The following is a 26,925-nucleotide window of genomic DNA, read 5'->3' as shown; positions in this document are numbered from 1 at the left end:
GCCGCCCTGGTCAGGCGCCGACGTAGGCCGCGAGGTGCTCGCCGGTGAGGGTGGAGCGGGCCGCGACGAGCTCGGCGGGCGTGCCCTCGAAGACGATCCGGCCGCCGTCGTGGCCCGCGCCGGGGCCGAGGTCGATGATCCAGTCGGCGTGCGCCATGACCGCCTGGTGGTGCTCGATGACGATGACCGACTTGCCGGAGTCGACGAGCCGGTCGAGGAGGCCGAGCAGCTGCTCGACGTCGGCGAGGTGGAGGCCGGTGGTGGGCTCGTCGAGGACGTAGACGCCGCCCTTCTCGGCCATGTGGGTGGCCAGCTTGAGCCGCTGCCGCTCGCCGCCGGACAGCGTGGTGAGCGGCTGGCCGAGGGTGAGGTAGCCGAGCCCGACGTCGGCGAGCCGGTCGAGGATGCGGTGCGCGGCCGGCGTGCGCGCCTCGCCGGCGCCGAAGAACTCCTCGGCCTCGGTCACCGACATCGCGAGCACCTCGCTGATGTCGTGTCCGCCGAGGTGGTGCTTCAGCACCGACGCCTCGAACCGCTTGCCCTCGCACTCCTCGCAGGTGGTCGCGGTGCCGGCCATCATCCCCAGGTCGGTGTAGATGACGCCGGCGCCGTTGCAGTTGGGGCAGGCGCCCTCGGAGTTGGCGCTGAACAGCGCCGGCTTCACGCCGTTGACCTTCGCGAACGCCTTGCGGATCGGGTCGAGCAGCCCGGTGTACGTCGCCGGGTTGCTCCGCCGCGAGCCGCGGATCGCGGTCTGGTCGACCGACACCACGCCCTCGCTCGCGGGAATCGACCCGTGGATGAGCGAGCTCTTGCCGGAGCCGGCGACGCCGGTGACGACGGTGAGCACCCCGAGCGGGACGTCGACGTCGACGTCGCGCAGGTTGTTCGCCGTCGCGCCGCGGATCGGAAGCCGGCCGGTGGGCTTGCGCACCGTCTCCTTGAGGGCGGCCCGGTCGTCGAGGTGGCGCCCGGTGACGGTGCCGCTGGCCCGCAGCCCCTCCACGGTGCCCTCGAAGCAGACGGTGCCGCCCGCCGTGCCGGCGCCGGGGCCGAGGTCGACGACGTGGTCGGCGATCGCGATCGTCTCCGGCTTGTGCTCCACGACGAGCACCGTGTTGCCCTTGTCCCGCAGCCGCAGCAGCAGGTTGTTCATCCGCTGGATGTCGTGGGGGTGCAGGCCGATGGTGGGCTCGTCGAAGACGTAGGTGACGTCGGTGAGCGAGGAGCCGAGGTGGCGGATCATCTTGACGCGCTGCGCCTCGCCTCCCGACAGCGTGCCCGCCGCCCGGTCGAGCGAGAGGTAGCCGAGGCCGATCTCCACGAACGAGTCGAGCGTGCGCTGCAACGCGGTGAGCAGCGGCGCCACCGACTGCTCGTCGAGTCCGCGGAGCCACTCGGCCAGGTCCCTGATCTCCATCGCGCAGGCGTCGGCGATGCTGATCCCCCTGATCTTCGACGACCGGGCCGCCTCGCTGAGCCGGGTGCCGCCGCACTCGGGGCAGGCGGTGAAGGTGACCGCCCGCTCCACGAACGCCCGGATGTGCGGCTGCATCGCCTCCTTGTCCTTGGACAGGAACGACTTCTGGATCTTGGGGATCAGCCCCTCGTAGGTGAGGTTGACCCCGTTGACCTTCACCTTGGTCGGCTCCCGGTAGAGGAAGTCCCGCATCTCCTTCTTGGTGAACTCGCGGATCGGCTTGTTCGGGTCGAGGAAGCCCGACTCGGCGTAGATCCCCACCGTCCACACGTTGTCCGACTTCCAGCCGGGGATGGTGAACGCGCCCTCGGCGATCGACTTGGCGTCGTCGTAGAGCTGCGTGAGGTCGATGTCGGAGACCTTGCCCCGGCCCTCGCAGCGCGTGCACATGCCGCCGGTGCGGCTGAAGGTCACCTTCTCGGTCTTCGTCTTGTCGGCGCCGCGGTCGACCGTGATCCCGCCGCTCGCCGACACCGAGGCGACGTTGAAGGAGTACGCGCCGGGCGGGCCGATGTGCGGCTCCCCGAGCCGGCTGAAGAGGATGCGGAGCATGGCGTTGGCGTCGGTGGCGGTGCCGACGGTGGAGCGGGGATCGCCACCCATCCGCTGCTGGTCGACGGTGATCGCGGTCGTGAGCCCGTCGAGCACGTCGACCTCGGGCCGCGCCAGCGTCGGCATGAAGCCCTGCAGGAAGGCGCTGTAGGTCTCGTTGATCAGCCGCTGCGACTCGGCGGCGATGGTGTCGAACACCAGGGAGCTCTTGCCCGAGCCGGAGACGCCGGTGAACACCGTCAGCCGCCGCTTCGGGATCTCGACGCTGACGTCCTTGAGGTTGTTCTCGCTGGCGCCGTGCACGCGGATCAGGTCGTGGCTGTCGGCCACGTGCGGCGCCAGCGGCTGCGTGTCCGGTCCCGGTGTCGTGCTCATGGTGTCTCCGTGTCCTGTTTGTGCAGGTCATGACCTTCGATCGTCGCACAGCCGTACGGTGGCTCCGAGCGGATAGCGAGGTCGCTGACGCCCACGCTAGCCGCGGCTCGCCGACCGGTGCTTCTCGATTCCTGATCGGTTTGGTTTCGCCTGCTTCGCCGCGGCTCCCCGGCCGGCCTGTGGCAGGATGCGCGTGATGCGTTTCCATGCCGATCTCCACATCCACTCGAAGTTCTCCCGGGCGTGCAGCAAGGACTGTGACCTGGAGCATCTGACCTGGTGGGCCCGGCGCAAGGGCATCACCCTCGTGGGGACGGGGGACTTCACCCACCCGGCGTGGTTCGCGCACCTGAAGGAGACTCTGGTGCCCGCCGAGCCCGGCCTGTTCCGGCTGCGGCAGGACCTGGACCGGGACATCGCGCGGACGCTGCCGCCGAGCATGGCGGCGGCGCCGGTGCGGTTCATGCTGTCGGTGGAGATCTCGACCATCTACAAGCGCGCGGAGCGCACCCGCAAGGTCCACCACCTCATCTACATGCCGGACTTCGAGGCGGCGGAGGCGTTCAACGCCCGCCTGGGCCGCATCGGGAACATCACCTCCGACGGGCGCCCCATCCTGGGCCTCGACTCGCACGACCTGCTGGAGATCGCCCTCGAATGCGGCCGGGGCGAGGGGTATCTGATCCCCGCGCACGTGTGGACGCCGTGGTTCGCGGTGTTCGGCTCCAAGTCCGGGTTCGACGCCATCGAGGACTGCTACCTGGAGCTGTCCGACCACATCTTCGCGCTGGAGACGGGCCTGTCGAGCGACCCGGCGATGAACTGGCGCATCTCGGCGCTCGACCGCTTCCGCATGGTCAGCAACTCCGACGCGCACTCGCCGCCGATGCTCGGCCGCGAGACGACGCTCTTCGACACCGCGCTCGACTACTACGCCGTGAGGCGGGCGCTGGAGACGGGCGCGGGGCACGCGGGGACCGTGGAGTTCTTCCCCGAGGAGGGCAAGTACCACGTGGACGGGCACCGCAAGTGCGGGGTCCGTATGGAGCCGGTGGAGACGCGGGAGCACGGCGGGCTGTGCCCGGAGTGCGGCAAGCCGCTGACGGTCGGGGTGCTCAGCCGGGTGGAGGAGCTGGCCGACCGGCCCGAGGGGTTCCGGCCGGAGGGCGCGGCGGCGTTCCACAGCCTCGTGCCGCTGCCGGAGATGATGAGCGAGATCCTGGGCGTCGGGCCGAAGAGCAAGAAGGTGCTCGGCGAGATCGACGGGCTGACGGCGGCGCTGGGGCCGGAGCTGGCGATCCTTCAGGAGCTGCCGGTGGAGGAGGTGGCGGCGCGCTCGCCGCTGCTGGGGGAGGCCGTGGCCCGGCTGCGGCGCGGCGAGGTGATCCGGGAGGCCGGGTACGACGGGGAGTACGGCGTCATCCGGCTGTTCGAACCCGGGGAGGTGAAGCGGTTAACCGGCGTGGCCGCGCCGGCGCTGTTCGCGGACGAGGGGCTGTTCGGCGTACCCGGACCGGAGCAGGAGCAGAAGCCGGAGCAGGAGCCGGAGTCGGAGCCGGCGGTTGAGGAGAAGCGGGAACGGCGGCGGCCGGCCGGCGTTCCGGCGCAGCGCGAGGCCCCGGCCGTGGAGCGGGAACGGGCGCCCTCCACCGGGTCGTTGCTGGACGGACTCGACCCGGAGCAGCGGGCCGCGGCCGAAGTGGCGGGCGGGCCGCTGCTGATCGTCGCGGGCCCCGGGACCGGCAAGACCCGCACGCTGACGCACCGCATCGCGCACCTGGTGCGGGAGCGCGGCGTGCCGCCCGAGCAGTGCCTCGCGATCACCTTCACGCGGCGCGCGGCGGAGGAGATGGCCGAACGCCTCGCCGCGCTCGCACCCGGACAGGCGGGGGCGTTGACCGTCGCCACCTTCCACTCCCTGGGCCTGACCATCCTGCGCGAGCAGCACCAACGGGCCGGGCTGAGCGCGGACTTCGGCATCGCCGACGCCTCGCGACAGGCGGACATCCTGGCCGAGGCCGGAGATGCCGCGTACCGGAAGGCGCTGCGCGAGCGGGACCTGGTCGACTTCGACGACCTGATCGCGCTGCCGCTCGCGCTGCTGGAGGAGGACGAGGCGCTGGCCGCCGCCTACCGGGAGCGGTGGCGGTGGATCTCGGTGGACGAGTACCAGGACGTGGACGAGCGACAGTACCGGCTGCTGCGGCTGCTGGCCCCGGCCGACGGCAAAGGCAACGGCAACGGCAACGGCAACCTGACTGCGATCGGCGACCCGGACCAGGCGATCTACCGCTTCCGGGGCGCGGACGTCGGCTTCTTCCTCCGCTTCCAGGAGGACTACGCGGGCGCGCGCGTGGTCCAGCTCACCCGCAACTACCGCTCGGCCGCGCCGATCCTCGCCGCCTCGCTGGCGGCGATCCGGCCCACCAGCCTGGTGCCGGGGCGGGAGCTGCGCCCGATGGGCGAACGCGGCGTGACGGCGTTGCCCGCGCTGCACGCGGCGGCGAGCGAGCAGGCCGAGGCGTCGTTCGTGGCGCGGACGATCGAACGCCTGCTGGGCGGGGCGTCGTTCCACTCCCACGACAGCGGGCGGGTGGACTCCGACGAATCGCATGGCCTGGGCTTCTCGGACTTCGCCGTGCTGTACCGGACCGACCGGCAGGCGCGCGTGCTGGTGGAGACGCTGACGCGGACCGGGCTGCCGTTCCAGAAGCGCTCGCACGACCGGCTGGCGGACCGGCCGGGAGTTGCGGCGGTGCTGGAGGCGCTGGAAGCCGGGTCCGGCGAGACGGTGGTCGAGTTGCTGGGGCGGGCACGGGACGCCCTGCTCGGGCGGACGGCCGAGGACGAGGCGGGCGAGCTGCGTTACGCCGTCGAGCTGCTCACCCCGCTCGCGCGGGAGTGCGGCGAGGACCTGGCGCGGTTCCGCGCCGAGCTGGCGCTGGGGGTGGAGGTCGACACCTGGGACCCCCGGGCGGACCGGATCTCGCTGCTGACGCTGCACGCGGCGAAGGGGCTGGAGTTCCCGGTGGTGTTCGTGGTGGGCTGCGAGGACGGGCTGCTGCCGATGCGGTGGCCGGGCGCGGAGCCGGATGAGGCGGCGGACGCGGAGGAGCGGCGGCTGCTGTTCGTCGGCATGACGCGGGCGCAGCGGCGGCTGTATCTGACGCACGCGGCGGAGCGGTTCCGGCACGGCAAGGTGCGGGGCGCTCGGCGCTCGCCGTTCCTCGACGATCTGAACGATCTGGACGAGGCGCTGTGCGAGCGCGTGGGCCCCGCGGTGCCGCGCCAGCGGCAGCGGAAGGACACCCAACTCCGGCTGCTCTAAGGACCTACGTAGAGGACGCGCCACGGCCCGTGCCGGAGGCGGCGGTGATCGGTGCCCCAAGGAGGGGACCGGACCCCGGGGGCCTGGGATTCCCGGCAAGCTGGTCGCTGGCCTGGAGCAGGTCGTCAACGCCGGCGGGATCCTTGGAGAGACGACCCGTGGCGGCGTTGAGGGCTGCTGGTTCCCACAGGACCTGCCAGGTCACTCGCGCCTCCCTGCCGCTTCCAGAAGGGCGCGGCGCGCCTCGTCGTGCGGAATCGGGGCTTCGCCGCGGCCGAGGGCTCGGTCCCGCTCAAGCCGGGCCAGGGCGAGGGCGTCCTCCACGTCCTCAAGCGCGGGCGGCAGCGTGCCGTCCGCCGTGTGGCCGAGGAAGACGGCCACCGTGGTCGCGGGCCCTTCGTAGACGGGCGTGGCGCTGTGCGCGCCAAAGGGGTTGGCGTTCTCCGCGCGGCGGACGGACAGGCCGTGCGGGCCAGGGCCGAGCGGCACCAGCGCGCTCGTGAGGCCGTCCGCGCGGCGGACGACCCCGTCGCCGTGGCGCGTGGGCGGCTCCGCGTCGGCGATCGTGTGGCCGACGACGCGCGTCCCGGCCGGGACGGTCCGCACCTCCCACGGGCCGTGAAGGGTGCGGCGTTCGACGACAGGCGCGTCGTCGGTCTCGGCGGGCGGCAGGTCGGGCGCCGTGTGCGTCGTGTACGCCGGCAGGGCGTAGAACGGCGCGTACCCCTTGCCGTGCGGCGTGCCGGGCGTGGCCACGCGGATGACGCCGTCGGCGGCCGTGCCGGAGACCTGCCAGCCGGGGGCGGCGATCGTGCGGGTCACGTCGCCGCGCTCCACCGGCAGTTCGGACTCGGTCGCGGTCCACACGGGGTGGTCGGGGGGCAGCAGCAGGCCGAGGAAGCCCTTGCTGGCCCAGTACGGGGAGGCGGGGCCGGAGTAGATCTGGCGGATGGGCTCGAAGCGGCGGTGCCAGCCCAGCGACAGCAGGCCGCCCTCCGCCACGGCGCCCCGGTCGAGGAAGTGCCGCAGCATGCCGCTGGCGACGCGCCGCGTCAGGCCGGGCGCCAGCGGGGTGGCGTCGAAGAGCGCGCCGGTGAAGAACGGGGCGGCGGCGGCGAAGCGGTAGGTCAGGGAGCGGCCCTGGAAGAGCGGGGCGCCGTCGGCGGCCACCAGGTGCTGGGCGTCGTCGAGGAAGGCGCGCAGGCGCTGGCGGTAGCGCTCGGCGAGCGGGCCGTCGGTCTCGCCGGAGATGCGGCAGGTGAGGAGCGGGTACAGGTGCAGGGCCCAGCCGTTGTAGTGGTCGAAGTTGGCCTTGCCGCCGTCGGTGTACCAGCCGCCGCCCGCGTACCAGCCCTCGGTGGCCTCGATGGCGTGCGCGATGTCGTCGGCGGAGTGCGGGGCGCCGACCGAGCGCAGGAACGCCGCGACCACGGCCCGGAACCACACCCAGTTGTTGCGCGGCACCTCCACCCCGCCCATCTCCGACAGCCACAGCACGGCGCGCTCGCGCACGGGCGCGGGCAGGCGGTCCCACAGCAGGGGGCGGGTGAGGTGCAGGGCGAGGGCGATCGAGGCGGCCTCCACGCGGGCCTGCGTCATCTCCGGCAGGCGGGGCCAGCGCGCGTCCGGCGCGGGCGAGGCGGGGTCGGTGCCGGCGGCCAGCCCGGTGGCATAGGGGGCCAGGAGGCGTTCGGCGTGGGCAGGATCGGCGTGGGCGGCGCGGAACGCGGCCAGCAGGAAGGTGCGGGCGTAGCCCTCCAGGCCGTCGCTCCACTCCCCCGAGCCGCTGGCCGGGCCGGGGAGGCGGATGAGGGAGCCGCTGTCGTTGGCGTGGGGGCGGACGGCGGCCAGCAGCGCGTCCGCCGTCCACTCCCAGTGCGCGCGGGTCCAGCCGGTGAGGGGAGACAGCTCACGGTCCTCGGGCGGGGGCGAGGACGGAGACGGGGCCGCGCTCATGGGCTGTCCTTTCCTGCGGCGGTGGCGGTGGCGGCTGCTGAGCCTCCCATCCTCTCCCCGGCCGGAGAGCCCCAGAACCGTGAAGGGGGGTGCCGGAACATGGCCGCCGAGGTGCGGCCGCTGGGACCGGCGGGACCGGCGGGCGGGAGGGCATAGGCTGAAGACAGCGGACGGTCGCACGCGTGTGCGACATGTCTCCGCGGCCTCTGGACCATCCGGCTAGGACAGACCGATGAAGCACCAGCTCACACCGGCGGCCGCGGCGCTCCTCGCCGCCGTCCTCGTCTGCGGCGGCGCGGGAGCAGCCACAGCCGTGCAGCCTTCTTCTGCGATCCCTTCATCACCCTCCGGAGCGGAGAGCGAGAAGAAGTGCCCCCCGGAGAACGACGACAAAGACGGCAAAGACGATGAAGACGGGGAGGAGCGAGGGCTTGACCTAGGCGACAGCGCGAATCTGGACGACCTCGAGGACCAGGTGAGGATGACGGTCGTCGACGTGGTCGATCCGGCGACGCCCGAGGACGAGTTCTCCGCGCCTGCGGCGGGGAACCGGCTGGTTTCCGTGCAGTTCTGCGTGGAGAACACCGGCGGCGGCTTCTTCGAGGACTACTTCCTCGACACGCAGATCATCGACGAGGAAGGGCAGCAGTTCGACGTGGCCTACTTCTTCTACAGCGACGCCGGCCCGCACTTCCCGGACGCCATCCGGGTCTCTCCCGGCGAGGCCGCCCTCGGCTTCATCAGCTACGAGGTCCCGAAGGGCTCGGAGATCGACAAGGTCAGCTACCTCATGCCCTACGGCCTCGGCGGGGGCGACGACCAGGCCGAGTGGGACATCTCCGAGGAGGAACAGCGGGACGCCTCCGAGGAGCGCGACCCGCCTGTCGAGCTCGACCTGGCGCGCCCGTAGCGAGCGCGCGTTGGACACGCCGTCGTCCGCTCACCGTCGCTCACCCGGAACGGGCAGCCCCGGGGCCCACCACGCAGGCCGCCGCCAGGGGTCACGCCCCCACGGCGGCTCAGCCTCGCGGGTAGCGCTCCAGCCAGACGCGGGCCGACTCGCCGGGGCCGTGCAGCGCCGGGCCCTGCGTCATCTCCATCGCGAAGTCGTCGGCCAGCTCCAGCAGCGCGGCGCGGCCCTCCAGCTCGGCCAGCCACGCCGGGGGCAGCGCCGTCTCGCCGTGGAGGGCGCCCAGCAGGTTGCCGCAGACGGAGCCGGTGGAGTCGGAGTCGCCGCCGTGGTTGACCGCCAGCAGCAGGCCGTGGCGCATGTCCTCGGCGACCAGCGCGCAGTACACGCCGATGGCCAGCGCCTCCTCCGCCGTCCAGCCCTCCCCCAGCGACTCGACGCGCTCCGGGCTGGGCAGGCCCTGGCGGACCGCGCCGAGCGCCCGCTTCAGGGCGTCGGTCGTCTCCTCGTGCCCGGGGCGGGTGGCGAGGTGGACGAGGGCCTTCTGCACGGCGGCGTCGAGCGAGTCGCCGCGCACCAGCGCGTGGACGATCGCGGCGAACGCCCCGGCCGCCAGCTGCCCGGTGGGGTGCCCGTGCGTCTGGGCGGCGCACTCGATGCCGAGCTGGAACACCAGCTGCGGCTCCCAGCCGACGAGCAGCCCGAACGGCGCGGAGCGCATCACCGTGCCGCAGCCCTTGGAGTCGGGGTTCTTCGGCTTGTCGACCGTGCCCATCGCGTCGTCGCCCAGGCCCGCCAGGCAGGCCCGTCCCGGCGCCCGCTGGGAGTACAGCCACTCCTGGCGGGCCAGCCAGCCGTCGCCGTCGCGCCGCTCGTCCGGGCCCCACTCCCGCTGTGTGACGAACCAGCGGCGATACGCCTGGTGCACGTCCGTCGGCGGGTGCCAGGCCCCGGTGTCGCGCCGCACGTGGGCGCGTATCAGGCCGTCGACCGTGAACATCGTCATCTGCGTGTCGTCGGTGATGGCCCCGCGCCGCCCGTACGCCGGCACGTAGTCCGTCACGCCCTCCGGGCCGTACTGCGCGCGTATGTCCGAGAGCGAGCTGAACTCGATGCCCGCGCCCAGCGCGTCGCCGATGGCGCCGCCCAGCAGGCAGCCCCGCACCCGGCTGCGGAAGTCCTGCTGCTCCGCGCGGCCCCACACGGCCCCCGCGACCGGCCCTCCCACTGGCCCTCCCACTGGCCCCGTCACCCCGCCACCTCCACCACCGGCAGCAGCTCGGGCAGCTGCCCGTCCGACGCCAGCGCTGCGGCCTCGCGCTCCGCCGGGACGGGGCCGTAGGTGGTGGTGCGCAGCCGGGAGGGGCGGCCCGCGGCGTCGGCGATGGCCCGCAGCCCGGCGACGGAGCGGTAGGAGCCGTACGCCGAGCCGGCCATGCGGGAGATGGTCTCCTCCATCAGCGTGCCGCCCAGGTCGTTGGCGCCCGAGCGCAGCATCTCCGCCGCGCCCTCGGTGCCCAGCTTCACCCAGCTCGTCTGGATGTTCGTGATGTGCGGGTGGAGCAGCAGGCGGGCCATCGCCGTCACCGCCCGGTTGTCGCGGTGGGTCGGTCCCGGGCGGGCGATGCCCGCCAGGTACACCGGGGCGTTGGTGTGGATGAAGGGGAGGGTCACGAACTCGGTGAAGCCCGCCACGCCCTTCTCCTCGTTGGCCCGCTGGATCCGGGCGAGGGTCCGCAGGTGGCCCAGCCAGTGCCGGGGGGAGTCGACGTGCCCGTACATCATCGTGGACGAGGAGCGTATGCCCAGCTCGTGCGCGGTGGTGACGACCTCGATCCAGGTGTCGGCCGGCAGCTTGCCCTTGGTGAGGACCCACCGCACCTCGTCGTCGAGGATCTCCGCCGCCGTGCCGGGGATCGTGTCCAGGCCCGCCTCGCGGGCGGCGGTCAGCCAGTCGCGTATCGACAGGCCGGTGCGGGCGGCGCCGTTGACCACCTCCATCGGCGAGAAGGCGTGGACGTGGATGCCGGGCACCCGCTCCTTCACGGCGCGGGCGATGTCGAAGTACGCCGTGCCCGGCAGGTCGGGGTGGATGCCGCCCTGCATGCAGACCTCGACCGCGCCGACCTGCCAGGCCTGCTCGGCCCGCTCGGCGACCTGGCCGAGGGAGAGGGTGTAGGCGTCGGCGTCGGTGCGGCGTTGCGCGAAGGCGCAGAAGCGGCAGCCGGTGTAGCAGACGTTGGTGAAGTTGATGTTGCGGGTGACGATGCAGGTGACCTCGTCGCCGACGACCGAGGCCCGCAGGTCGTCGGCGGTGCGGCACAGCGCGTCCAGCGCCGGGCCGTCGGCGTGCAGCAGCGCCAGGGCCTGCTCGTCGGTCAGCCGCGTCGGGTCGTCGGCGGCCACCGACAGCGCCGCCCTCACGTCGCCGTCGGTCCTCTCCGGCGCCATGCCGGGGGCGGCCAGCTCGCGCAGCGCGCCCCAGTCGCCGTACACCTCGTCGAAGTCCTCCCGCCGGTCGGCGCCGCGCCCTTCGGTGTCGATGGCGCGGTGCAGGTCGGTGCGCCCGGCGGCCGTCAGCGGCTCGTCGGGCTCCTGCCAGGGCAGCCCGCGCGGCGCCGCGTCCTCCCGGGCCAGGCCGGTGGCCGGCTCGGCCAGGGCCGTGACGTGCGGCAGCAGCCGCGGGTCGAGCCACGCCTCGCCGCGCCGGATGAACTCCGGGTAGATGGTGAGGCGTTCGCGGAGCGTGAACCCGGCGGCGGCGGTGCGCTCGGCGAGGGCGTCGATGTGGGGCCAGGGCCGCTCGGGGTTGACGTGGTCCGGCGTGAGGGGCGAGACGCCGCCCCAGTCGTCGATGCCGGCGCCGATGATCAGGGAGTACTCCTCGTCGACGAGGTTCGGCGGTGCCTGGATGCGGGCGGACGGGCCCAGCAGCAGGCGGGCGACGGCGACGGTGGCCGCCAGCTCCGCCAGCTCCGCGTCGGGCATGGCCCGCATCGCCGTGTCCGGCTTGGCCCGGAAGTTCTGCACGATGACTTCCTGGATGCCGTGGTACGCGCGGGCGACGCGCCGCAGCGCGAACAGCGACTCGGCGCGCTCGGCGTACGTCTCGCCGATGCCGATGAGGAGGCCGGTGGTGAACGGCACGCTGGAGCGCCCGGCGTCCTCCAGCACCCGCAGCCGCACCGCGGGCTCCTTGTCGGGCGAGCCGTGGTGCGGGCCGCCCGGCTCGGACCACAGGCGGGTCGCGGTGGTCTCCAGCATCATGCCCATCGACGGGGCCACCGGCTTCAGCCGCTGGAAGTCCGTCCACGACAGGACGCCCGGGTTGAGGTGCGGCAGCAGGCCGGTCTCCTCCAGCACCCGGATCGCCATGGCCCGCACGTAGTCCAGCGTCGAACCGTACCCGGCGGCGTCGAGCCACTCGCGGGCCTCGGGCCAGCGGTCCTCCGGCCTGTCGCCGAGCGTGAACAGGGCCTCCTTGCAGCCCAGCGCCGCCCCGCGCCGCGCGATGTCGAGCACCTCGTCCGGCGAGAGGAACATCCCGTGCCCCTCGCGGCGCAGCCTGCCCGGCACCGTGACGAAGGTGCAGTAGTGGCAGCGGTCCCGGCACAGGCGTGTGAGCGGGATGAACACCTTCTTCGAGTACGTGATGGTGCCCGGGCGCCCGGCCGCCGCCAGGCCCGCGTCCCGCACCCGTGCCGCCGTGGCGCACAGGCGCTCCAGGTCCTCGCCGCGCGCCCGCAGCAGCACGGCGGCCTCCGCCGCGTCCAGCGCCACCCCGTCCCGGGCGCGGCGCAGCGCGCGCCGCATCCCGTTGGCCGTCGGCGCCGCCGGAGGTCCCTCCGCAGGTGAAGTCATGCCCCGAGGATAAGAGCGAACGCCGACAGCCGAACATGGCAGTGATCACCGGCACTCCCCGGCAGGCACCGGCGCACGCCGTCGCCGAGTGTGCGCCCCGTTCTTGACCTGCCTTCTCCCGCGCGCCACCTCGACGTGTGACGGTACTCACTCCCCGCTCGCTCCCCCGACACCGCCTCGACGAACGGAGTTCCGCCATGCCCTCCAGGCCTTCGGGTGTCAAACGCCGGGATCTGCTCAGACTCACCGCGGCCACCTCGGGCGCGGCGGCCATTACGCTCTCCCCCGTGACGTTCGCCCACGCCGACGGACAGGAAACGGAAACCCGGACCATCACCGGCCATCTGGCCACGGGCGCGCCCGACTTCGTCTACGTCCCCCTCGAAGTGCCGCGCGGCGTACGCCGGATCCACGTCTCCTACACCTACGACCGCCCCACCGTCCCCGCCGGAACGCCCGGCAACGCCCTCGACATCGGCATCTTCGACGAGCGCGGCACCGACCTGCCGGGCGAGGGCTTCCGCGGCTGGTCCGGCGGCTTCCGCACCGAGTTCTTCATCAGCGCCGAGGAGGCCACCCCCGCCTACCTCGCCGGCCCCCTCAACCCCGGCACCTGGCACGTCATCCTCGGCCCCTACACCGTCGCGCCGCAGGGCCTGAACTACGAGCTGTCCATCACCCTCGACTACGGCCGCCAGGGCCGCACCCCCCGCCCCGTCTACCCGCCCGAGCGCGCCCCCGGCCGGGGCCGGGCCTGGTACCGGGGCGACTGCCATCTGCACACCGTCCACTCCGACGGCGCCCGCACCCCGGCCGAGGTGGCGGCCGCCGCCCGCGCCGCCGGCCTGGACTTCATCAACACCTCCGAGCACAACACCTCGTCGGGCCACGCCGCCTGGGAGGGCCTGTGGGACCATCCGGACGGCGAACTGCTCGTGCTGTGCGGCGAGGAGGTCACCACGCGCAACGGCCACTACCTGGCGCTCGGCATCGACCCGGGCACCTTCATCGACTGGCGCTACCGCGCCCGCGACGACGCCTACGACCACTACGCCCGCCGCATCCACCGCGCCGGCGGCCTGCTGGTCCCCGCCCACCCGCACGCCACCTGCATCGGCTGCGCCTGGAAGTTCGGGCTGCTCCAGGCCGACGCCGTCGAGGTGTGGAACGGCCCGTGGACGCCGGATGACGAGGCGTCCCTGGCGACGTGGGACGGCACGCTGGTCGCGAACGCCGCCACGGGCGCGTGGCTCCCCGCCATGGGCAACAGCGACGCCCACCGCGAGCCGCAGGTCGTGGGCCTGCCGCAGACCGTCGTCCTCGCCGACGACCTCAGCCGCCAGGCGATCCTCGCCGGGCTGCGCGCGGGGCGCTCGTACCTCGCCGAGTCCTCGTCCGTCGAGCTGAGCCTGACCGCCACCGACGGGCGCGGCCACCACGCCTCGATCGGGGAACGCCTGGCGGGCGAGGGCGTCGGCCGCGACACCGAGGTCACCGTCCGCGCCGAGGCCGGCGGCGTGCCCGGCGGCAGCATCCGCCTCGTCACCGACCAGGGCCTGATGCGCACCGAGCCGCTGCCGGCGGACGGTTCGGGCGCGGTGGAGTGGCGGACGACGGTCTCGCTGGCGGCGTACGTCCGCGCCGAGGTCCGCCACGCCCCGGCCGACGGCGGCGCCTCCGGGCTGCCCGGGGCGATGGCTGCAATGAGTAATCCGCTCTTCCTTGGGGACAGTCGAAGCCGATAGGCTGTAACGCTCTCGTCTCGGGCTTCCGCTCCCGGCGCGTGCCCGCGCACATCACGCGCCGTCAACCAGGGAAAGGTGGACGCACGGTGACGAGGCGTGTGCCCGCGCGGCGGCACTACGCGCGATGCGCGGCACACCCAACGGCGTGAATCGGCTTCGGAAGCGCAAACAGAAGCAGGGGACACCATGGCGGCCAAGGGTGGGGGGACCGCGGAGGGGCGCACGCCTGCGCCCCTTCTCCGCCTGACCGTGCTCGGCCCGGTCCGGGCATGGCTGGGCGACGAGCTCCTTCCTTCCGGCACACCACAGCTACGCGCGATGCTGGCCGCCCTGGCGCTGAGACGGGGGCGCACGGCGACCGCCCACGAGCTGGTCGACGTGCTGTGGGGAGAGGAGTCCCCGGAACACGCGGTGCCGACGCTGCGCACCTACGCCACCCGGCTGCGGAAGATGTTCGGCCCGCGCGCCGGGGCGCTGGTGAGCGAGGCGGGCGGCTACGCGCTGCGGCTCGGCCAGGGCGACGAGATCGACGCCCACGAGGCGGAGCGGCTGGCCGCCGAGGCGGAGAAGTCCGCGGCGGCCGGCGACCTGACGCGGGCGTACGAGCTGTACGGCACGGCGCTGGACCTGTGGGACGGCGACGAGGCCCTGGCCGGGATCCCCGGCCCCGGCGCCCAGCTCCACCGGGAGCGGCTGGGCGAGCTGCGCCTGACGCTGATCGAGCAGCGCCTCGACGTCGGGCTCCAGACCGGGCTCCACTCGGAGCTGGTCTCGGAGCTGACGGGCCTGACGACGGCGTACCCGCTGCGCGAAGGGCTGCGCGAGCTGCTGATGCTGGCGCTGTACCGCTGCGGGCGGCAGGCGGAGGCCCTCGCCGTCTACGCCGACGCCCGCCGCATCCTCATCGACGAGCTCGGCATCGAGCCGGGCGCGGCGCTGTCCGACCTCCAGCAGAAGATCCTCAACGCCGACGACTCGCTCAACCACACGGGCCAGGCGCCCTCCGCGAGCGCGCCGCCGCCGGTGCGGCCCGCCCAGCTCCCCGCCACCGTCCCGGACTTCACGGGCCGGTCGTCGTTCGTCGCCGAGCTGGGCGCGGAGCTGGCCTCGGCGGGCGGCCGGGTGATGGTGGTGTCGGCGGTGGCGGGCATCGGCGGCGTCGGCAAGACGACGCTGGCCGTGCAGGTGGCGCACGCCGCCCGTGACCAGTTCCCCGACGGCCAGCTGTACGTGGACCTCCAGGGGGCCGGTCCGACGCCGACCGAGCCCGAAGCCGTGCTGGGCTCCTTCCTGCGGTCCCTCGGCACACCCGACTCCGCCATCCCCGAGGGCGTGGACGACCGCGCCGCGCTCTACCGCTCGCTGCTGGACGGCCGCCGCATCCTGATCCTGCTGGACAACGCCCGGGACGCCGCCCAGGTCCGCCACCTCCTGCCGGGCACGGCCGACTGCGCGACGCTGATCACCAGCCGCCACCGGATGGTGGACCTGGCCGGGGCGCACCTGGTGGACCTGGACGTGATGAGCCCGGAGGAGGCGCTGACCCTCTTCACCAAGATCGTCGGCGAGGAGCGGGTGAGCGCCGAGCGCGAGGCCGCCATGGACGTGGTCGGCGCCTGCGGCTTCCTGCCGCTGGCCATCCGCATCGCCGCCTCCCGCCTGGCCGCCCGCCGCACCTGGACCGTCGCCACCTTGGCCCAGAAGCTGGGCGACGAACGCCACCGCCTGGACGAGCTCCAGGCGGGCGATCAGGCGGTCAAGGCAACCTTCGAACTGGGATACAGCCAGCTCAGGTCCGAGCAGGCGCGGGCGTTCCGGCTCCTGGGGCTGACCGACGGCCCTGACATCTCTCTCCAGGCAGCGGCCGCGCTGCTGGACCGAAGCGCCGCCACGACCGAGCAGCTGCTGGAGTCGCTGGTGGACGCCTCGCTGCTGGAGTCGGCGGCACCTGGCCGGTACCGCTTCCACGACCTGGTGCGTCTGTTCGCCAAGGCGTGCGCCGAGCGCGATGAGCTGCCCCCATCTGAACGCGAGGCAGCCCTCTCGCGGTTGCTCGACTTCTACCTGGCGACAACGGCTGCCGTTTATGCCCTCCAGCGTCCGGGCGATCGTTTGATCGACCACCTGCAGCCGACGGCCCAGCGTGGCCTCACCTTCGACTCGCCCACGACGGCCGTCGATTGGCTGTTCACCGAAGCGGACAGTCTCCTGTCCTGCGTGCAGCAGTCCACGCATGCGGCCGGGCGCCGCCGGGCCGCTGATCTGCTGCTGCTGGGAGGGGATCTCGCCGAATCCGGCGTCTTCTCGCTCCAGTACGAGCGAGCGTGCAAGACGCTGTTCGAGGCGGCGCACACCACCGAGGACACACTCGCGGAGGGACGCGTACGCGTCGCCCTGGCCCAGGCCGAGCACATGGCGGACCGGCTTGACTCCTCGGACGAGCACGGTCGGCGGGCCATGCTGCTCGGTGTGGCCGCCGATGACCCCATCGCCCGCGCCCGCGGGGCGAACAACAGCGGCATCATCGCGCTCTATCAGAACCGGCACGAAGACGCTGACGCCCACCTGACGCGCGCCCTCCAGGAGTACCGGGCAGACGCCGACCGGCCGGGGGAAGCCGGCGCCCTGGGAGCCCTGTCCCGGCTCAATTTGCAGCTGGGCCGCACGGACAAGGCCGTGCAGCTCGCTCAGGAGGGCGTCACCATCCTTCGCCGGATGGGTTCGCGGCTGCGTCTGGCGAACGGCCAGTACACGCTGGGGATCGCTCTGGCCGAGGACGGACAGCATGCCGCAGCGCTCGACGAGTTCACCGCGGCGTTGAAGAACTTCCGTTCGAACCGACAGCGTGTGTGGGAAGGGCTCACGCTCTTCCGCCTGGCCGAGATGCACCTGGCCATGGACGACGCCCCCAGGGCCGCAACGCTGGCAGAGGAGGCTCTGGCACAACTGCGCACCGCCGGTGGACCACTGTGGCGTGCCAACGTCCTTACCGTGCTGGGGCGAGCGCTGGACGCCATCGGGCACAGCGGGCGTGCCCGGGCCTGCTGGGAGCAGGCGCTCACTGTCTTCGAGGAGCAGGACAGCCCGGAAGTCGTGGAAGTCCGCAACCTTCTGGCGTCCACCCCCGTCTGAGTCCTTGAACCGTCTCTCCCGGGGCGTTCATCAGACGTTTATCGGCTGCTGCCAGGCTCCACCATCGCGGCCGCTCCCTGGGTAGCGGTCATGTAAAGGGCCGTCCGTGATCATGGGGAGAATCCGAGGGCGGCCGTGCTGGCACTGACATCACATGGGGGTTGACCGTGACCGAGAACCAGGCGCAAGACGACCGACGCCCCGTCAAGCGAACGGAGGTCGGCGAGACCACCGAGACGACGGAGGAGGGCGTCGTCAAGCCCACGGACGCCTGGCCCAAGGACGAGCCCGTCAAGGACGGCAGCATCGTCAAGCCGACCGACGCGTGGCCCAAGGACGAGCCCGTCAAGGACGGCAGCATCGTCAAGGCCACGGACGCCTGGCCCAAGGACGAGCCCGTCAAGGACGGCGGCATCGTCAAGCCGACCGACGCGTGGCCCAAGGACGACAAGCCCGTCATGGACGAGGACTGAGGCTGAGACGTCGAGAGAACTGGTGACCGGCTGTGGCACTCGCATTCCGCCGCAGCCGGTTCTTATTTGGTTGTCGGGGGCATCGATACCAGCAGACGCGGCCGATCGGCGGCGTTGATCAATACGGATAGAACCTCTTCAGGCAAGGAGGCTTCATGGGCAGCGCACGGAGAATTCTGGCCATCTGTGCCGTAGCGGTGGCACTGGTGGCGGGCACGGCGGCACCCGTCTTAGCCGACCACGACAGCACGGCGTCCCCGGCGGTGATCACACCATCCGACGGGTGGCCGAAGTAGACGTGCCCGCATCGGAGACATCCGACTCGTCGTAGGCGAGCCCAGCAGCAAAACGGGCTCGCCTACGACGTTTATTAGGTGTTTATGGCGGCCTGCCATTCTCATCATCAACCGGCCGGACAGGGGTGCCCGGCCGGCCTCCTAGGGAGCCTGTCCGGCGGTCGCGGGGGAACCGCCGGACAGGCCGGGGAAGCCCGGGGGGGAAGCGGGGGATCCCGGGGGGACACCGGGGGGAGCGGGGGAGGCCCGGCCCGGGCGGCACTGGAGGGGAGCTGCCCGGGCCGGTCCTACACAGACAGAGAGACGTCCGGCGAGTGGGGACCCGCCGGACCAGCCGGGGGGCTGGGGCAGACCCGGGCGGCAGCGGGGAACGGCGGCCGCCCGGGTCACCTCATTTCTGCCCCACCACGCCTCACACCGCTTGGCGCGGCACGCGCCGCAGCACCTTCAGCAGGTACTCCCGGCGGTGGAGCGGGTCGTGGTCCGTGCGCGGGCGAGACGGGACCGGGCCCGGGCCGGTGACCGGCGCGTAGTGGTCGAACGCCGACTCCAGGAGCCCCTCCCCCCGCGTCAGCCCCGGCAGCCGCTGCCCCAGCTCGTGCACGGACGCCGCCGGCACGTCCCCCTCCAGCGCGCACGCCGCGCCCCGGGTCACGGACTCCCGCACCACGCCCCGCAGCGGCGCCAGCGCGGCGACGACCGCGCCCACCGTGTCCGCCGGGATGTCGAGCCGGAAGCGGTGCATCGGCTCGTGCACCCGGGTCCCGGCCCGCCGCAGCGCCTCCATCAGCACCAGCGGCGTGAGCCCCCGGAAGTCCGCGCCCGTGCTCGACATGCTCTTGTCGAAGCGGGCGTGGGCGTGGCTCTGGCGCGGCGCGTACCCGGAGTGGGTCATGGTGACGACGCAGTCGATGACCTCCCAGCCGCGCAGGCCCTGCCGCAGCGTCTCCCGCACCGTGTCCTCGACCGCCTTGAAGAAGGCGTACGGCATCGACCCCAGCTCCACCCCCAGCCGGAACGCCACCCCTCCCCCGGCCGGCCCTGGCTCCACCCGCAGCCCCACCGTGGCGAGGAACGGGTTGGGCGCCTGCCCCTTGACCTCCACGGCCTCGCCCATGCCCGTCGGCCGCTCGACGCAGATGGTCGTCGTCTCGCGGAAGCTGACCGCCACGCCGAAGTCGTCGGCCAGCGTGGCCTGGATGACCTCCTTCTGCACCTCGCCGTAGAGCGAGACGGAGATCTCCTGACGGATGTCGTCCTGCCGGAGGTTGATCAGCGGGTCCTGCTCGGCGAGCTGGGTGAGCGCGAGGTGCAGCGCGCCCTTGCCGGCCGGGGTGGCGGGGACGACGACCGTCTCCAGCGTCGGCGGCGCGAAGTGGCGGCGCGCGCCCGTCCCGGCCTTCTCCCCGATGTGGTCCCCGATCCGGATCTCGCCGAGCCCCCACAGCTTCCCGATCTCGCCGGCCGCGACCGAGGAGCGGCGTCCGACCCCGCCCCGGTCGAAGACCCCGATCCCGGTGACCTTCGCCTCCCGCCCGTCCCGCCCGCCGCTCAGCCGCACGGGCTCGCGCACGCGCAGCGTCCCGGCGTACATGCGGGCGTACGCGATCTTCTCCCCGGCCGGGCCGCGCTCGACCTTGAAGACGGTGCCCGCGACCGGCCCGTCCGGCTCGCCCCGCTCGGCGGGCAGCAGCTCGGCGATGCCACTCATCAACGCCGCGACGCCCGCGCCCGTGATGGCCGAGCCGAAGAAGACGGGGTGCACCAGCCCGCGCCGGGACTGCGCCGCGAGCTCGCCCCGCAGCCGGGCGTACGGGAGCGCGGCGCCCTCGTCGTGCACGTACGCCGCGAGCAGCGCGTCGTCGTGCTCCGCGAGCAGCTCGGCCAGCCGGGCCGTGAAGGCGGCGTCCAGCGGGCCGTACGGCGTGACGGCCGGCCGGCGCGTGCCGAGCCCGCGCGCCGCGCCCATGGCGACGACGGCCGGGGTCAGCTTCTCGGCGATCTCCCGCAGCACGGGAGCCTCGCGCGCGCCCGCGCGGTCGATCTTGTTGACGAAGACGAGCGTCGGGATGCCCAGGTGCCGCAGCGTGCGCATTAGCACGCGGGTCTGCGCCTGCACGCCCTCGACGGCTGAGACGACGAGCACGGCGCCGTCGAGCACGCTGAGGACCCGCTCCACCTCCGCGATGAAGTCCGGGTGGCCGGGCGTGTCGATGAGATTCACCGTGACGTCGTCGATGGGGAACGACACCACGGCGGACTTGATGGTGATGCCGCGCTGCCGTTCCAGCGCGAGCGTGTCGGTCTGTGTGCTGCCGTCATCGACGCTGCCGACCTCGTCGATGACACCGGCGGCGTGCAGCAGCCGCTCGGTCAGGCTTGTCTTTCCGGCGTCTACATGGGCCAGAATCCCCAGGTTGAGCGTTCGTGGTGTTCCTTGCACCAGGCGTCATGTCCTCTGTATCGAAGGGTTCCGTTCCGCTGGGACATGCGCGTCTGCCTCATTCTTCTGTTCCTTTCTCCTCGGTTCGTGGGCGTGGTTTCGCCGGGCGGGAGTACAGCAAGTGCGCCCGGCCCGGGCAACCGGATTTTACGGCGTGTGAGATACCGAAAGGCAGCAATCGGTGACCGTGCGTGGTGCTCGCAGCCTGGCTGCGGCTTGCGGGTGCTGGCCAAGGTGGCCGAGGACAGGAAGGCCCTGGAGGACGTGGTGGAGGGCGCGGTCGCGGCGCTGTGAGGGTGCTGGCGGCCCTGCGGTCATGCCCCCGAGCACGCCGAAGCGGTCAGAGCAGGTGGTCGACCTTGCCGGCCTTGATGTCGCGGATCAGCGCGGCCAGCGCCTCGCGCGAGTCCCGGATGGCGTTGCCCTCGTCCCCGGCGACGGCGAGATAGGCGTTGCCTTCGGCGTCCGTGCCGATCCGGAAGCAGTTGTTTCCCTCAGCGCAGAACGGGTCTTCCCACACAATCGGTGACATGACGGGCTCTCCTACGCCTAGCCGACTACAACTGCTCGATGATCCGCTGGATGAAGTCACGCGACTCCGCTTCCGGCAGCGCTGTCTCGTCCATCCAGTCCAGATGAGAACGGTACTTCGCCAACTGCGACTCGGCGAACGTGAATTCCGGCCCATGAGCCGAGTCCAACTGCGCCGTGTCGAGACGCGGCACCTCCCCGTGGGCGTAGAGGAGGGCGTGCCCGGCCCCGGGAAACGCGCCGATCGCGACTGGTAGCACACGCACGCTGATGCGGTCCGCCTCCGACATGGCGGCGATGTGCGTCAGCTGCCTGCGCATGACGGCGCTACCGCCGAACCGCATCCGCAGCGCTGCCTCGTGGATGAACGCCACGTACTCCGGCGGCTCGCTCCGCTCCAGCACGCGCTGCCGCTCCCTGCGGTGCGCGGTGCGGCGTTCGATCTCCTCCTCCGGCAAGGGCGGCAGGGCCGCCCGGAAGATAGCCGTCGCATAGTCCTCGGTGTGCAGCAGACCGGGCACGTGCACCGTCTGGGCCGTGCGCAGGCGCGTTGCATGCCACTCCAGTTCGGCGATGTCGAGCAGCCCGGAGGGCAGGCTGCCCCGGTAGCTCTCCCACCAGCCACGCGGGGCCCGGCCCGCCATGGCGGCGAGAGCGTCGATGTACGCCTCGTCCGAGCAGTCGTAGTTGCAGGCCAGGATGCGCAGCCGCTCCGGCGTGATGCCCCGGACTCCCGCCTCGATGTTGGAGATCTTCGTCCGGTCGAGCCCGAGCAGCCCGGCCGCGTACTCCGTGGACATCCCCGCCTCCGTGCGCAGCCTGCGCAGTTCGGCGCCAAGTCGCTTCTGACGCTGTGTCGGCGTCGTCCTCGTGGGCATGTTGCCTTCCCCTCCATATGTGAGCTTGTGGCACCAGTGCCACTTTATACGCTACTCTGGGCGAGGCGCCGAACACGGCAGGCTAGCCACTCTCCTTGGCCTGCGCTCCCCCCAACTCCCTTCCGCAATCGTATGAACGGAGCTCCGCCATGTCCGGTTACGCCTTCCCATTCCCTCCCCCGCCTCCTCCCCCCGGCGTGGACTGGTGGTACCGCATCCAGGTCCCGGCCCAGCCCTGGGCCGTGGGGCAGGTGCGGGACTCGGTGCGGTCGGCGTTGTGGCGGCACGGGTGTGGCGTGCGGGCCGACGAAGCCTGTCTCCTCGCCTCCGAGCTGGTCACCAACGGCATCGTGCACGCCAAGTGCCCCGTCTCCGCCTGCCTCTCGGGGCGCTGCGGCAGCATCGTCCGCATCGAGGTCTACGACCCCGCGGCCACGCTCCCGCAGACGCGGCGGGCCGGCGCCGACGACGAGGCCGGGCGTGGACTGGCGTTGATCGACGCCCTGGCCGCCGCCTGGGGGACGCGACTGCACCCGCGCGACGGCGGCAAGTCGGTGTGGTGCGAGCTCAGCTGGCCGTGCTGAGCCGCCGCACAGCCCCGGTATCCGTCACGGCAGAACATGCCGACGGCCACCGGCGGGCGTGGTCCAGCGAACTACGACAGGTGACGGACCGAGGCGATCTCCACCACCCCGCGCCCTGCTGGCTCCAGCATGGTCAGCGCGCACGACGGGACCCCACGGCGTACCAGCTCCGGATCCACGGCGTACTCATCGCCGAGCAGGGTCCGCAGCGCGTCCACCGTCACCCCGCCGTGGGTGACGACCGCGAACGGGCCGCCGCCGGGTCGCGGCTCGGTCAGGCATGCCAGGAACCGCTCCGCCGCCCGGCGGGAGGAATCACCGATTCGGGGGGCGAAGTCCCGGTCGCGCACGGTCCTCTCCCAGTCCGCGAGGAAGTGCGCGAACGGCAGGCTCCCGTCCCAGTTCATCCGCTCGCGCAGCCGAGCGTCCTCGCGGACGGCGAGCCCCGTCTCCGCCGCGATGGCCTCGGCCGTCTCCCGGGCCCGCCGCAGCGGGCTGCTCAGCAGCGGCCCGCGCAGACCGAGCGACGCCAGCCACCGCCCGGTGAGCGCCGCCTGCCGCCGCCCGAGCGCGGTCAGGCCGGGGTCTCCGGCCGTCTTCTCCTTCTCGCCGTGCTGGACGATGTACCAGCGAGCAGCGTTCATGACGCGATGGCGGCGGCGAGCGCCGCGACGTCGACCGGGCGGGTGGTGTCGACCCGGTGCAGCGGGCTGCCCAGCGCCAGGGGCTCGGCCACGGTGGCCCAGAACTCCCAGGCGGTCTCGACATGTATCGCGTGCCTGCGTGCTGCCCGCTCCTCGTAGCGGCGGCGCGCGACGGCGAGCGGCACCTCGCACCACACCTCGTGCACCGCGTGCGCCTCCCGCACCCCGGCCCGTTCCAGCCCGGCCGCCACGATGGGCCGCAGGTGCGCCAGAAAAGGGCTCTCCAGCACGGCCCCGGCGGGCGCGTCCGCCAGCAGCGACCACAGCGTCTCCCCGGCCGCCCGCCCCAGCGCCCGGCTCCACTCCCGCGTCGGGTAGGTCCCGAACGCGTCGGCCAGCGTCTCCTTGACGATGTCCTTGCTCAGCAGCGGCAGCCCCAACTCCCGCGCGAGCGCCCGCGCCAGGGTGGTCTTCCCGGCCCCCGGCAGCCCGTTCACCAGCACGGCGATCATGGGCCGATTCTCCCGAACTCCCGGAGTCGATGGCGAGGGGATATCACCTCGCGATCAGAAGGCTGCTCACCGCCGCCGCCACGAACGCCCGCACCCGCTCCGTCTCCGACGCCGCGCGCCACACCAGGGCGTAGTCGTACGCCGGCGCCTCCGGGAACGGCACATACACGACATCCGGCCGCGCGTAGTACGCCGCGCCCTGGGCGCCGAACTGCGCGATGCCCTGGCCCGCGCCGACGACCGTCAACAGCTCCTGGCAGGTCGTGAAGGTCTGCTCGCGGCGCAGCGGCATGCCGCACGGCAGGTGGGAGGGGCAGCGGTGGTCGCGCCAGTACGCCGGGAGGCCCGCCGCGTCCAGGACCGTCTCGCCCGCCAGGTCGCGGTACGTCACCGAGGCGCGCCGTGCCAGGCGGTGGCCGGTGGCGACAGCCAGGACCGTCGGCTCGGAGAAGACCACCGGGCCCACCACCAGGCCCGGCTCCCGCACCGGGAGCGGCACGGCCAGGACGTCGACCTCGTCGGCCAGCAACGGGCCCAGCAGGTTCCCCAGGTGCGTCTCGCGGACCGTCACCTCCGTGCCCGGCCGCTCCGCGCGGAACGCCTCGGCCGCCGCCATCAGGACCTGGCCCACCGCCGGGCTCAGGAATCCGGCCCGCAGCACCCCACCGGCGCCCCGCGCGGCGGCCACGGCGCGCGCGAGGCCCGCGTCGATGCGCTCGCGCGCCGGGCGCAGGTCCTCCACCAGCCGCCGCCCTATGGGGGTGAGGGCGACCCGGCGGCTGGTGCGCTCGAACAGCGGCGCGCCGATGCGGCGTTCCAGCTTCCTGATCGTCTGGCTGACCCTGGCCTGCGAGACGAGCAGCCGCTCGGCGGTGCGGCCGAAGTGCAGCTCCTCGGCGAGCGTGAGCAGGATCTCCATCTCCCGGCGTTCCACCGTCCGGCTCCCCTGTCTGTTGGCGATAAGCGCTGCTTATGGATCGTTGCGTGATCGGTCGTTGTTCCCGGCATCGACGGGGCCGATCGTGGGGGCATGATCGACAACGCCAGCGACCTGCCGCGCGTCGCCCACCGGTTCGCCGAGGTGGACGGGCTGCGGATCTTCTACCGTGAGGCGGGACCGGTCGAAGGGCCCGTCCTCCTGCTCCTGCACGGCTTCCCCTCCGCCTCCCACCAGTTCCGGCGCCTGATCGACACGCTCGGCCGCCGCTACCGCGTCATCGCGCCCGACTACCCCGGCTTCGGGCACAGCGACGCCCCGCCGCCCGAGGAGTTCGCCTACACCTTCGACGCGCTGGCCGACGTGATGGAGGGCTTCTGCCGGGCGCTCGGCCTGAGCCACTTCGTGGCGTACCTCTTCGACTTCGGCGGACCCGTCGGCTTCCGGCTGGCGACCCGGCACCCCGAATGGATCGCGGGGCTGGTGGTGCAGAACGCCAACGCCTACGAGGAGGGCCTCAGCGAGGCCGCCCGCGCCTTCGTCGCCGAGGAGGACGAGAGCCGGATCCGGGACTTCCTGACGCTGCCCGCCACGCGCGGCCAGTACGAGGACGGGGCGGGCGACGTGGAGGCCGTCGACCCGGACGCCTGGACGCTCGACCAGCACTTCCTCGACCTGCCGGGCCGCAGGGAGATCCAGGTCCGGCTGGCGCTGGACTACCGGGGCAACCTCGCCCTCTACCCCCGCTGGCAGGAGTGGCTGCGCACCCACCAGCCGCCGGCGCTCGTCGTCTGGGGGCGCGGCGACGGCATCTTCACGGAGGCGGGCGCGCGGGCGTACCTGCGCGACCTGCCGCGCGCCGAGCTGCACCTGCTCGACGCCGGGCACTTCGCGCTGGTCGAGCGGCTGCCGCAGGTCGCGCCGCTCGTGGGGCGTTTCCTCGACGAGCTTCCGCGCGTCGACCGCACGGAGGTCGTCGACGCGCTCCACCGCTTCGCCCTCGGGCAGGACCGCAAGGACCGGGAGCTGTTCGCCTCGGCGTTCGCGCCCGACGCCGAGGTGGACTTCCGGCCCGCGGCGGAGCGCATGGGGGTCGGGAGCGAGCTGATGCGGGGGCGGGAGACGATCGTCGACACCATCCTCGGGCTGTTCGCGGGGCGCGTGGACACCACGCACCAGGTCACCAACGCGCGCGTGCGGCTGGTCGGCGCGGGCACGGGGACCGCCGAGCTGACGGCGTTGGTGGAGGCGCAGCACCTGCTGAGCGCGGACCACTCCCGCCACGTGCTGCTGAAGAACCACTACGTCTGCGAGGTGGTCCGGGACGGCTCCCGCTGGCTGCTGCGGCGGGTCCGCATCGAGAACGCCTGGTACACCGGCGATCCTCGCGCGATCTTCGGCGATGTCACAGACTCGGGGGCCGCGTCGTCCTAGGGGCATGAGCAGCACGGACAACGCGAGCGAAGAGAGTGAAGAGAGCGAAGAGGGCCAAAGGGGCGAACGGAACGCGAGGAAGACGATCGCCGTCGCCGGCGGCACGGGGACCCTGGGGCGGCGGGTCGCCGCGGAGCTGGCGGCGCGCGGCCACGAGGTACGGGTCCTCAGCCGCACCTCGGGGGCGTGGCGGGTCGACCTGAGCACGGGCGAGGGGCTGGCGCAGGCGCTGGCGGGGTGCCACGTGGTGGTGGACGCGAGCAACGAGCGCTCGGCGAGGCGGGCACGGCGGACCCTGGTCGAGGGCTCGCGGCGGCTGCTGGACGCCGAGTGGTACGCGGGCGTGGGCCACCACGTGTGCGTCTCGGTCGTCGGCTGCGACCGCGTGCCGATGGGCTACTTCCGTGTGAAGCACGAGCAGGAGCGGGTCGTGGAGGAGGGGCCGGTGGCGTGGAGCATCGTGCGGGCCACGCAGTTCCACGAGCTGGTGGCCGAGCGGTTCGCGGCGGGCGGGCGGTGGCGGGTGCTGCCGCTGCCGCGCGCCCGCCTGGCGCCCGTGGCCTGCGCCGAGGTGGCGCGGGTGGTCGCGGAGGTGGCGGCGGGCGAGCCGCTGGGGAAACGCCGTGAGGTGGCGGGCCCGGCGGTGGCGGAGCTGCGGGATCTGGCGCGCGGCTGGCGTTCGGCGACGGGGCGGCGCGCGCTGGTGCTGCCGGTGCCGTTCCCGGGCCGGGCCGGGCGGGCGCTGCGCGCGGGCGTGGCGACGGCGGAGCGGCCCGAGGTGTGGGGGACCACCTCGTTCGCGGCCTGGCTGGAAGGCCGCGAAGGGCTTCCCCGCTAGTCCGGCCTCACCGTCT

General features: G+C 73.0%; 19 protein-coding genes. 9 read left to right on the top strand and 10 right to left on the bottom strand.

The genetic code is table 11. The features are described 5' to 3' along the window. Nucleotides 1–10: 10 nt before the first annotated feature. Nucleotides 11–2,407 (bottom strand): ATP-binding cassette domain-containing protein, encoded by a 2,397-nt coding sequence (locus ACTWQH_RS06505; protein ID WP_443285378.1) that lies wholly within the window; start codon nucleotides 2,405–2,407, stop codon nucleotides 11–13. 196 nt (nucleotides 2,408–2,603) lie between these two features. Between ACTWQH_RS06505 and ACTWQH_RS06500 the strand changes: the two genes are divergently transcribed. Beyond that, nucleotides 2,604–5,735 (top strand): UvrD-helicase domain-containing protein, encoded by a 3,132-nt coding sequence (locus ACTWQH_RS06500; protein WP_443285377.1) that lies wholly within the window; start codon nucleotides 2,604–2,606, stop codon nucleotides 5,733–5,735. A gap of 201 nt (nucleotides 5,736–5,936) precedes the next feature. Here ACTWQH_RS06500 and ACTWQH_RS06495 read toward each other — a convergent pair whose 3' ends face one another. After that, entirely contained in the window at nucleotides 5,937–7,691 is a 1,755-nt protein-coding gene (locus tag ACTWQH_RS06495; RefSeq protein WP_443285376.1) for a DUF2264 domain-containing protein, read from the bottom strand. Between the two features lie 232 nt (nucleotides 7,692–7,923). Here ACTWQH_RS06495 and ACTWQH_RS06490 point away from each other — a divergent pair, with 232 nt between their 5' ends. After that, nucleotides 7,924–8,601: a DUF4352 domain-containing protein gene (locus tag ACTWQH_RS06490; RefSeq protein ID WP_443285375.1), complete on the top strand. Its 678-nt coding sequence runs from the start codon at nucleotides 7,924–7,926 to the stop codon at nucleotides 8,599–8,601. 109 nt (nucleotides 8,602–8,710) lie between these two features. On the opposite strand, the gene ACTWQH_RS06485 is transcribed toward ACTWQH_RS06490, so the two are convergent. Both ACTWQH_RS06485 and ACTWQH_RS06480 read right to left on the bottom strand, forming a co-directional pair. Further along, the gene (locus ACTWQH_RS06485; RefSeq protein ID WP_443285374.1) at nucleotides 8,711–9,829 is read right to left on the bottom strand and encodes an ADP-ribosylglycohydrolase family protein; all 1,119 of its coding nucleotides are present in this window, start codon (nucleotides 9,827–9,829) and stop codon (nucleotides 8,711–8,713) included. A gap of 20 nt (nucleotides 9,830–9,849) precedes the next feature. Next, the gene (locus ACTWQH_RS06480) at nucleotides 9,850–12,462 is read right to left on the bottom strand and encodes a bifunctional FO biosynthesis protein CofGH (protein WP_443285373.1); all 2,613 of its coding nucleotides are present in this window, start codon (nucleotides 12,460–12,462) and stop codon (nucleotides 9,850–9,852) included. 197 nt (nucleotides 12,463–12,659) lie between these two features. Between ACTWQH_RS06480 and ACTWQH_RS06475 the strand changes: the two genes are divergently transcribed. From ACTWQH_RS06475 to ACTWQH_RS06465, 3 genes are all read left to right on the top strand, one after another. Beyond that, complete coding sequence (locus tag ACTWQH_RS06475; protein ID WP_443285372.1) at nucleotides 12,660–14,207, top strand: CehA/McbA family metallohydrolase; 1,548 nt, start codon at nucleotides 12,660–12,662, stop codon at nucleotides 14,205–14,207. Nucleotides 14,208–14,393: 186 nt separating this feature from the next. Beyond that, nucleotides 14,394–17,339, top strand: a complete 2,946-nt coding sequence (locus ACTWQH_RS06470; RefSeq protein WP_443285371.1) for a BTAD domain-containing putative transcriptional regulator — start codon at nucleotides 14,394–14,396, stop codon at nucleotides 17,337–17,339. A 167-nt stretch (nucleotides 17,340–17,506) separates the two neighbouring features. Continuing rightward, entirely contained in the window at nucleotides 17,507–17,812 is a 306-nt protein-coding gene (locus ACTWQH_RS06465) for a hypothetical protein (RefSeq protein WP_443285370.1), read from the top strand. A gap of 708 nt (nucleotides 17,813–18,520) precedes the next feature. Here the strand turns inward: ACTWQH_RS06465 and ACTWQH_RS06460 are convergent. Continuing rightward, on the bottom strand, nucleotides 18,521–20,551 hold the full coding sequence (locus ACTWQH_RS06460) for a GTP-binding protein (RefSeq protein WP_443285369.1): 2,031 nt from the start codon (nucleotides 20,549–20,551) through the stop codon (nucleotides 18,521–18,523). 156 nt (nucleotides 20,552–20,707) lie between these two features. Here ACTWQH_RS06460 and ACTWQH_RS06455 point away from each other — a divergent pair, with 156 nt between their 5' ends. After that, on the top strand, nucleotides 20,708–20,845 hold the full coding sequence (locus tag ACTWQH_RS06455) for a hypothetical protein (RefSeq protein ID WP_443285368.1): 138 nt from the start codon (nucleotides 20,708–20,710) through the stop codon (nucleotides 20,843–20,845). A 46-nt stretch (nucleotides 20,846–20,891) separates the two neighbouring features. Here the strand turns inward: ACTWQH_RS06455 and ACTWQH_RS06450 are convergent, their stop codons facing one another. Together ACTWQH_RS06450 and ACTWQH_RS06445 are read right to left on the bottom strand one after the other, a co-directional pair. Next, nucleotides 20,892–21,083 carry a hypothetical protein gene (locus ACTWQH_RS06450; protein WP_443285367.1) on the bottom strand — a complete coding sequence of 64 codons (192 nt, stop codon included), beginning with the start codon at nucleotides 21,081–21,083 and terminating at the stop codon, nucleotides 20,892–20,894. A 25-nt stretch (nucleotides 21,084–21,108) separates the two neighbouring features. Then, complete coding sequence (locus ACTWQH_RS06445; RefSeq protein WP_443285366.1) at nucleotides 21,109–21,960, bottom strand: helix-turn-helix domain-containing protein; 852 nt, start codon at nucleotides 21,958–21,960, stop codon at nucleotides 21,109–21,111. A gap of 149 nt (nucleotides 21,961–22,109) precedes the next feature. Between ACTWQH_RS06445 and ACTWQH_RS06440 the strand changes: the two genes are divergently transcribed. Further along, complete coding sequence (locus ACTWQH_RS06440) at nucleotides 22,110–22,544, top strand: ATP-binding protein (RefSeq protein ID WP_443285365.1); 435 nt, start codon at nucleotides 22,110–22,112, stop codon at nucleotides 22,542–22,544. 71 nt (nucleotides 22,545–22,615) lie between these two features. Here ACTWQH_RS06440 and ACTWQH_RS06435 read toward each other — a convergent pair whose 3' ends face one another. The 3 genes from ACTWQH_RS06435 to ACTWQH_RS06425 are packed head-to-tail and all read right to left on the bottom strand — an operon-like array spanning nucleotide 22,616 to nucleotide 24,634. Further along, nucleotides 22,616–23,188: a histidine phosphatase family protein gene (locus tag ACTWQH_RS06435; RefSeq protein WP_443285364.1), complete on the bottom strand. Its 573-nt coding sequence runs from the start codon at nucleotides 23,186–23,188 to the stop codon at nucleotides 22,616–22,618. Beyond that, nucleotides 23,185–23,700, bottom strand: a complete 516-nt coding sequence (locus ACTWQH_RS06430; RefSeq protein WP_443285363.1) for an AAA family ATPase — start codon at nucleotides 23,698–23,700, stop codon at nucleotides 23,185–23,187. The genes ACTWQH_RS06435 and ACTWQH_RS06430 overlap by 4 nt, the downstream gene beginning before the upstream one ends. A gap of 43 nt (nucleotides 23,701–23,743) precedes the next feature. Then, nucleotides 23,744–24,634, bottom strand: coding sequence for a LysR family transcriptional regulator (locus ACTWQH_RS06425; RefSeq protein WP_443285362.1), 891 nt, complete (start codon nucleotides 24,632–24,634; stop codon nucleotides 23,744–23,746). Nucleotides 24,635–24,730: 96 nt separating this feature from the next. Between ACTWQH_RS06425 and ACTWQH_RS06420 the strand changes: the two genes are divergently transcribed. Together ACTWQH_RS06420 and ACTWQH_RS06415 are read left to right on the top strand one after the other, a co-directional pair. Next, entirely contained in the window at nucleotides 24,731–26,071 is a 1,341-nt protein-coding gene (locus ACTWQH_RS06420; protein ID WP_443285361.1) for an alpha/beta fold hydrolase, read from the top strand. A gap of 4 nt (nucleotides 26,072–26,075) precedes the next feature. Next, nucleotides 26,076–26,909 carry an SDR family oxidoreductase gene (locus ACTWQH_RS06415; RefSeq protein WP_443285360.1) on the top strand — a complete coding sequence of 278 codons (834 nt, stop codon included), beginning with the start codon at nucleotides 26,076–26,078 and terminating at the stop codon, nucleotides 26,907–26,909. The last annotated feature ends 16 nt before the right edge of the window (nucleotides 26,910–26,925 follow it).

It is taken from the genome of Streptomyces sp. 6N223, assembly GCF_052246635.1.
In the GTDB taxonomy this organism is placed as follows: Bacteria; Actinomycetota; Actinomycetes; order Streptomycetales; family Streptomycetaceae; genus Streptomyces.
Note: the sequence above shows the minus strand (reverse complement) of the source record. Positions and strands in the feature narration are given on the sequence as shown.

What these genes read in the sequence shown, in the direction of transcription:
- ACTWQH_RS06500 (WP_443285377.1), top strand. Translation starts at nt 2,604, where the DNA reads ATGCGTTTCCATGCCGATCTCCACATCCACTCGAAGTTCTCCCGGGCG.
- ACTWQH_RS06440 (WP_443285365.1), top strand. Translation starts at nt 22,110, where the DNA reads ATGTCCGGTTACGCCTTCCCATTCCCTCCCCCGCCTCCTCCCCCCGGC.
- ACTWQH_RS06450 (WP_443285367.1), bottom strand. Translation starts at nt 21,083, where the DNA reads ATGTCACCGATTGTGTGGGAAGACCCGTTCTGCGCTGAGGGAAACAAC.
- ACTWQH_RS06420 (WP_443285361.1), top strand. Translation starts at nt 24,731, where the DNA reads ATGATCGACAACGCCAGCGACCTGCCGCGCGTCGCCCACCGGTTCGCC.
- ACTWQH_RS06495 (WP_443285376.1), bottom strand. Translation starts at nt 7,691, where the DNA reads ATGAGCGCGGCCCCGTCTCCGTCCTCGCCCCCGCCCGAGGACCGTGAG.
- ACTWQH_RS06430 (WP_443285363.1), bottom strand. Translation starts at nt 23,700, where the DNA reads ATGATCGCCGTGCTGGTGAACGGGCTGCCGGGGGCCGGGAAGACCACC.
- ACTWQH_RS06505 (WP_443285378.1), bottom strand. Translation starts at nt 2,407, where the DNA reads ATGAGCACGACACCGGGACCGGACACGCAGCCGCTGGCGCCGCACGTG.
- ACTWQH_RS06435 (WP_443285364.1), bottom strand. Translation starts at nt 23,188, where the DNA reads ATGAACGCTGCTCGCTGGTACATCGTCCAGCACGGCGAGAAGGAGAAG.
- ACTWQH_RS06475 (WP_443285372.1), top strand. Translation starts at nt 12,660, where the DNA reads ATGCCCTCCAGGCCTTCGGGTGTCAAACGCCGGGATCTGCTCAGACTC.
- ACTWQH_RS06490 (WP_443285375.1), top strand. Translation starts at nt 7,924, where the DNA reads ATGAAGCACCAGCTCACACCGGCGGCCGCGGCGCTCCTCGCCGCCGTC.
- ACTWQH_RS06480 (WP_443285373.1), bottom strand. Translation starts at nt 12,462, where the DNA reads ATGACTTCACCTGCGGAGGGACCTCCGGCGGCGCCGACGGCCAACGGG.
- ACTWQH_RS06415 (WP_443285360.1), top strand. Translation starts at nt 26,076, where the DNA reads ATGAGCAGCACGGACAACGCGAGCGAAGAGAGTGAAGAGAGCGAAGAG.
- ACTWQH_RS06470 (WP_443285371.1), top strand. Translation starts at nt 14,394, where the DNA reads ATGGCGGCCAAGGGTGGGGGGACCGCGGAGGGGCGCACGCCTGCGCCC.
- ACTWQH_RS06445 (WP_443285366.1), bottom strand. Translation starts at nt 21,960, where the DNA reads ATGCCCACGAGGACGACGCCGACACAGCGTCAGAAGCGACTTGGCGCC.